This window comes from Kaarinaea lacus, assembly GCF_975902315.1.
Map to the genome: position 1 here is coordinate 1 of NZ_CDLKIE010000393.1, position 5,948 is coordinate 5,948.

The window sequence follows — 5,948 nt, forward strand, 5'->3', positions numbered from 1 at the left end:
AGGTACGGCACTGTCGGTCTGCGCTCTCACCGTGGGGATAGCAGCTGATGACTGTGTACACTTTGCTGGCGTTAATATTTTCTGCGCCGACTTTCATTTCCAGGATGCGTCCACCCCGTGTCGATAGGGGTACTGAGTTGGGTGCGGATTCAAGATCCAGCACAAAGTGCATATTGCTGGAGAAACCCATCCACCAGCCACCCTGGTGACGGAATGGATGCGGATCAAAGATACCTTCTAAAAAGCCTTCGTAACGCCCGCGCAGCAATCCGCCGGTGTAGTCCATTAATGAGGCGGCGGGAACAATGGGTATATAGTTATACAGCTCACCCACGGTAATCGCACCATCAGCCAACTCGCCGTTTTCAGGTAATCCATCCAGCGGTGTGCCTTTGCCCAGGATAGGAATGTCATAACGGAAGCCATTGGTAATACCGAAGGCATTATCATCGGTCAGGCCTACCTGTTTACCCGCATACAAGGCAGCATCGCCAATGAAGTTGTTCATGTAGTCACCGATAACATCTCGGCGCTCCAGGGTGACTTCGGTATATCCGACGACTTCATCCAGCGATGTACAAAGCTTGTGGCCTTTGCCAAAGGGAAAGCCACCCGGGCCGTACATGACGCACTTTTCTTTACCACCGGGATTGGCCGGACGCAGATCCAGAAAAGGGGCGCTGGCTTCTGCAACCATTTCGGCAACAGCAGGGTCATCTGGCACTTCGTCGGTCATTTCCAGTAACTGGAATTTGAAATCACCCACTTTGCCGCTCACATCATCAACACTGAGATCAAGACGGCCCAGATAAGAGTCTTCGCCCGACTCGATAATCAGGGTCTTTTCACCATTGGCACGGGTTACCACCATTGGATCTTCCATGGCTTCGTGCGTGTCACCACTGAGTATGATGTCGATACCATTTACTTCCCTGGCGATTTGCACGTTATCACCCAGGCCCAGCTCGGTGGCCAGCACAATCACTTGCGCACCTTCCGCTTTGGCGGCTGCGATGTCGCCGGGAAGTTCGTCGTGTCCCTTGGTAAAACTGAACGTCAGATTAAACAGGGGATTTTGCACGGGCAAACGTGTTGTGGTGATGCCAATATAGGCCACTTTGATGCCGTTGGCTTCGCGAATGACATAGGGCTTAAAGGTACGATTTTCAGGGCGCAGATCAATTTTGCGTGCTGCTCCCTGCTTGCCTTCGCCAAAGTTATAGACATTGTTGGCCACGGTTTCAAAATTGGCACGGGTCACATCACATTCCGTGTTTTCTGCTTTACCCGTACATGCCGGTTTGGTGTTGCTCAAGGTTGTCTGGTTGTTGGGGCTCATTTTTTCGTTGCCGTTGGCAAAACGGTTACGGGTGGCGTTTTTACCATAGGCGAAATCCCAGTTACCCATCACAAAACCATCAATGTCCAGCGAATTGAAAACCGGCATAATGGCATCACCCATGGTGAACATGCACTCAGCACCGCCGTGAGTGGCATCGCCTACCATGAATAACAGGCTATTTTCTAATCCAACCTCTTCGCGTATCGACTTGATGCCGGTTGCCAGTTTGGCGACACCGCCACTGTTGGTGCGATTGCCGCTGCGGATAAAATTTTCATCGTGAGGTGCCATATGACAGTGGACGTCACTAAGATGAATAATTGTTATATCCTTTTCTACTGCAAGTGCGGTTTGTGAGCCCAACGTTGATGCGGCCAGCATTGTTGCACCGAGCACATTGAGCGCTAATGGTTTTTTACTTCTTCTCATCATTCACGATCTCCTTTTTGTATTTTTCTTTTTATAGTGAGCAAACGTTCCTTGTTATCAAACACACGAATGTGGAATGCATGATATGAAAAAGCTTTCGTCTTTTATTGACTACTGCCGATAGCTAAAACAATTTACAAGGTGCAAACCCGCTACTTTGCTACTACCCACAACAGTACGACTTTTGCCTGCTTTTCCTGCAAGCAATACATATCCAATGCCCAGATGAGGCTGGACATTACGATATCCTGAATAACCTGCTTACGTTGACGATTGCTTTGCTTAGGAGTCTCGCTGGCCGCGTGTTACTTCGGCCTTGAGTCAATAATACTTACTCAATCCAAAGCATTTTTCTTATTATTATTGTTTTCAGACAGCAACTTGTTCTGGAGAAAGGATTTAAGAAGAAAGGACGATTAATACAATAATCAATAGCAGACCCAGGCGTTCGCCCCCAAAGGGACAAGTTCTGTAGGAGATGCTTAACGATGCAGTGAATGTTCATTTTATTATTGTTAATTAATCTTCTTATTTTACTTCCTGCTCTTTTCGCCTACTGCCAAGCTGAAGGTAATGTATTTACCAATTCAGCGATATTAATGAATTAATCTATATGATGCAACGCGCATAGTGTTTTTTTCGTTTTAGACTTATTCCATATCAACAGGCATGTAGCGAGCTAAATATGATCGAGATCATGTCTGTAGAGTAGCTATATAAGTAGACGGTGGGGAAAGTCCCTCGCTTCAAAGCGGGATTAAGATGGCTTCGCCTGCGGTTCGCAATGACAGAAGGAATTACCCCTCCCTTTGCATAGGTTCAACCGGATAAACCCGTGATAGAAGACTATAGTTAGGAATAATCACTCTCAGGCGCCGTTAATCATGAAAAATACGCTAACCATCAAATTGCTACTTGTTGTTCTATTACTGGGTTTCGCGGCCAGCGGGAATGCCGCGGATGTTTTAAAGCTGCAAAAATTAGCTGACAACGTCTATGCGATTATTGGCCCCATGGGGAATCGCGATAAAACCAACCTGGGCAATAACGCCAACTTTGGTTTTGTCGTGACCAATGAAGGCGTGTTGCTGATTGATCCAGGGGGTACTTACCAGGGTGCAGCGGAAATACACAAGCTGATTAAAAGCGTTACCCAACAGCCGGTAAAAATCGTGATCAATACCGGTGGCCAGGACCATCGCTGGTTAGGGAACAGTTATTTCAAACCACTGGGCGCAACCATTATTGCGAACAAGGCCGCCGTTGCCGATCATAAAGCACGACAGCAGGACCAGTTCTTCATGCTGGGAAACCTGGTGGGTGACAAGGGCCTGGCCAAAACGGAAGCGGTCTATGCCGACACGGTGTTTGACAGGGACTATCAAGGTCGCCTGGGGGATGTTGCCTTTGAAATCCATCACCTCGGTACAGCCCACACACCCGGCGACAGTTTTGTCTGGCTACCAGAACAGAACATCGTCTTTACGGGTGATATTGTTTACGTCGACAGAATGCTGGGCGTGATCGGGGTATCGAACAGTAAAAACTGGCTGTCGGTCTTTGAAGGCATGGCGACATTCAAGCCCAGCATCCTGGTACCCGGCCATGGCCAGGTGACCACGCTGAAAAAAGCCAGGACGGACACCTATGATTACCTGGTTTTTTTACGCGACGCCGTATCCGCTTTTATGGAAGACGGTGGTGGTATCGAAAACATCGGCAAGCTTGATCAATCGCGTTATGAATATCTGAAAAATTACGATACCCTGAAAGGCCGAAACGCGCAAAGAGTCTATGAAGAACTGGAATGGGAATAGAGTAAATTGTTCGCTGACCCCGTTTTCTCCAGTTACGCAAAACTATTTACAGGGACTCAGTGAGCTATTCAGGTTCGGCCCGATGTATGCCCGTTATTCAAGAAACGTCTCTAACAAATCGGCATATGCTGCCCTGGCAAAACCTATACTATCTTCAGTAACTAACGCTATATTTAGTACTGACAAACGCAATGATTTCAGTTTTTCCACTCCGTTTAAATTTTTTTCAAATAGCTCCTCTTTGTAACTTCGTACTACCTCTTGAATAGCAGTCCGGTGCATATTGGTTAAGTCGATATAAAATATATCTGCCACCTCATTTTTTTCCCCCATACTGATAGGCTTAGGGAGTGTGATTATGTATGGTCCTGGATTGTCAAATTTTACCGGCGACATGGTCGAAAGCAAGGCAAGCAGCAATTTTGACACTTCGTAGTTTGGCTCATGAGTCGCTGACTCCTTATTACCAACTGCCGGTATCACAAAGAGATTGAAACGCGCTTTCGATACATTATCGGGAATACTTTCCGCCCTGGCTGTTGATCCTTGAATCGCTCTTACTAATTCGAAATAGCGCGATGTAGCCTCCCTGTAACTTTCATCCCTGCCTACTAACACATATGAATAGGTTGCATAGCCGATATCTTCGAGGTCATGCGAGTACATATATTGCCAAACATGCGCTGTTGGCTGCGAGTGATCAGCCGGTGATTCAACAGGTTTACTCACTGGCGTACTGCAGCCGGCAATTACAGCCGACACCAGGGCAACAAGGATCATGCGCAAATGCATTTTTCCATTTTTGTTATTTACCATCTTCTTTTCCCCGCTTTTGGCGGATAAAGTGAATCATAATATTTGTTACAACAGCCAACACTATGCCACTCAACGCGATGACTGTGGTAACGGCTGTTACAGAAACTTCGGGATACAAGCGCGTAAAGATAATCGCCAATATAACGATATAAAATATGGTTAACAGGTACAATCGTTTACTCTTCACCGCGACTCCTGTTTCGTTAATGAAGCATGTTTGCCTGGTTATTAAACCACGCTTCGAATGTGCCCCACGTTTATGTTAATCACGTAAAGGCTCGACACCCAATTCTGCGAGTACCTGCAACGCCTTATGGTCAGCTTGTTGCTCTATCCATCCATCGACTGTGGGATCAAGGACATAATAATAAGCGAACCGATCGATCCCCCACATAGAATACTGATGAACATGGTGAAGTTCATGCGCCCACCAGTATAACTCGCTGTCGTCGTTTTCTACAGGTTGACGTCCAAATATTATAATCTCACCCATGACCGAAGCATTTTCGCTGCCTTTGAAAATTTCTGTCCCGTAATTTAGCGCATTCGGCAAACTCAATTCAAAATTTCCAACAACATATCTCGCTTCATCAAGCACCGTATTTGGGTAAAACCCATGCAACCGGTTTTTAATATAACTTGGAATGGGACGAGAGTTAGGATAGTGATGATCTATTGCAGCTCTTATTGTACTCGCAACGGGTACCGCAACCAGCATTTTCGGATCTTTCCCTTCGGCAACGAAAGAAGCATATTCGTTCGTTGACAACCCAAGTGCATCAGCCCAACGTACCGGAACAACTACATTTAGACTTACCTGTTCAACAATTTTATCGCCTGTTTCTTTGCTTACGGTGACCGCTTCAATCACAAGCTCTTCACTTGCATCATATGCCTCACTCACATTCTTTGATACAGCATCACCGGATTTGCTAAATATTTCGTTTTGCTTAGCTACAATATCTGAAAGTCCTTTTGACCAGGTTTTTGCTGACATAGCGGCTTGCCCAAGTGCACTTGAAGCATCCAACGGCGATACTATGACATCATAGGTACCTCTGAGTACGTCGCGCGCTTTTTCAATGAGCGCGTTAAACATCGAATCATCTTCTTGTGAACGATCTTTACTGCTTTTAGTAGTGGGCGCTTCTCTCCCACTATCGATGGCATCCTTTTTATCTGCAGCACTGCCTGCCTTGCCATTTATCAAAAAAGCAGAGGAAATCGCTATTAATATTACAATAGCTTTAAAAAAGTAATTCTTCATAGCCTGTTCAATTTAGCGAAAAAGGACACACATACTCGTGCGGAAAATCGGGATCTTTTTGACAGTCCGGGAAATCCGGGTCAGACCTACCGAGCATATTGTTATCACGTATATATATTAAAATATAACACCCAAATTTTTGCGTACAACACCAATATTGCCTACCAAATGCAAGGTGTAAGAAACGTCAGGTTCTTTGCTGAAAAATACACCATAATTAATTGCGTAGCTCCGATCCCGATACTGACATTAGCGTTACCGAACAATACATTGTGAC

5 protein-coding genes are annotated in these 5,948 nt (G+C 45.9%); 1 reads left to right on the plus strand and 4 read right to left on the minus strand.

Annotated elements, in window-relative coordinates; genetic code table 11:
• Positions 1-1,774, minus strand: a 1,774-nt coding sequence (locus ACWVCM_RS12510) for a bifunctional metallophosphatase/5'-nucleotidase (RefSeq protein ID WP_455202090.1), incomplete at its 3' end; no start/stop codon positions are given.
• 881 nt (positions 1,775-2,655) lie between these two features.
• Between ACWVCM_RS12510 and ACWVCM_RS12515 the strand changes: the two genes are divergently transcribed.
• Entirely contained in the window at positions 2,656-3,588 is a 933-nt protein-coding gene (locus tag ACWVCM_RS12515; RefSeq protein ID WP_455202091.1) for an MBL fold metallo-hydrolase, read from the plus strand.
• Positions 3,589-3,681: 93 nt separating this feature from the next.
• Here the strand turns inward: ACWVCM_RS12515 and ACWVCM_RS12520 are convergent, their stop codons facing one another.
• The 3 genes from ACWVCM_RS12520 to ACWVCM_RS12530 form a co-directional block, all read right to left on the minus strand.
• Entirely contained in the window at positions 3,682-4,404 is a 723-nt protein-coding gene (locus ACWVCM_RS12520) for a hypothetical protein (protein ID WP_455202092.1), read from the minus strand.
• The gene (locus ACWVCM_RS12525) at positions 4,394-4,591 is read right to left on the minus strand and encodes a hypothetical protein (RefSeq protein WP_455202093.1); all 198 of its coding nucleotides are present in this window, start codon (positions 4,589-4,591) and stop codon (positions 4,394-4,396) included. The genes ACWVCM_RS12520 and ACWVCM_RS12525 overlap by 11 nt, the downstream gene beginning before the upstream one ends.
• 75 nt (positions 4,592-4,666) lie before the next feature.
• Positions 4,667-5,671 (minus strand): hypothetical protein, encoded by a 1,005-nt coding sequence (locus tag ACWVCM_RS12530; RefSeq protein ID WP_455202094.1) that lies wholly within the window; start codon positions 5,669-5,671, stop codon positions 4,667-4,669.
• Between the last annotated feature and the right edge of the window lie 277 nt (positions 5,672-5,948).

Excerpts from the sequence above, each read along its gene's own strand:
- ACWVCM_RS12515 (WP_455202091.1), top strand. The coding sequence starts at position 2,656 with ATGAAAAATACGCTAACCATCAAATTGCTACTTGTTGTTCTATTACTG.
- ACWVCM_RS12520 (WP_455202092.1), bottom strand. The coding sequence starts at position 4,404 with ATGGTAAATAACAAAAATGGAAAAATGCATTTGCGCATGATCCTTGTT.
- ACWVCM_RS12530 (WP_455202094.1), bottom strand. The coding sequence starts at position 5,671 with ATGAAGAATTACTTTTTTAAAGCTATTGTAATATTAATAGCGATTTCC.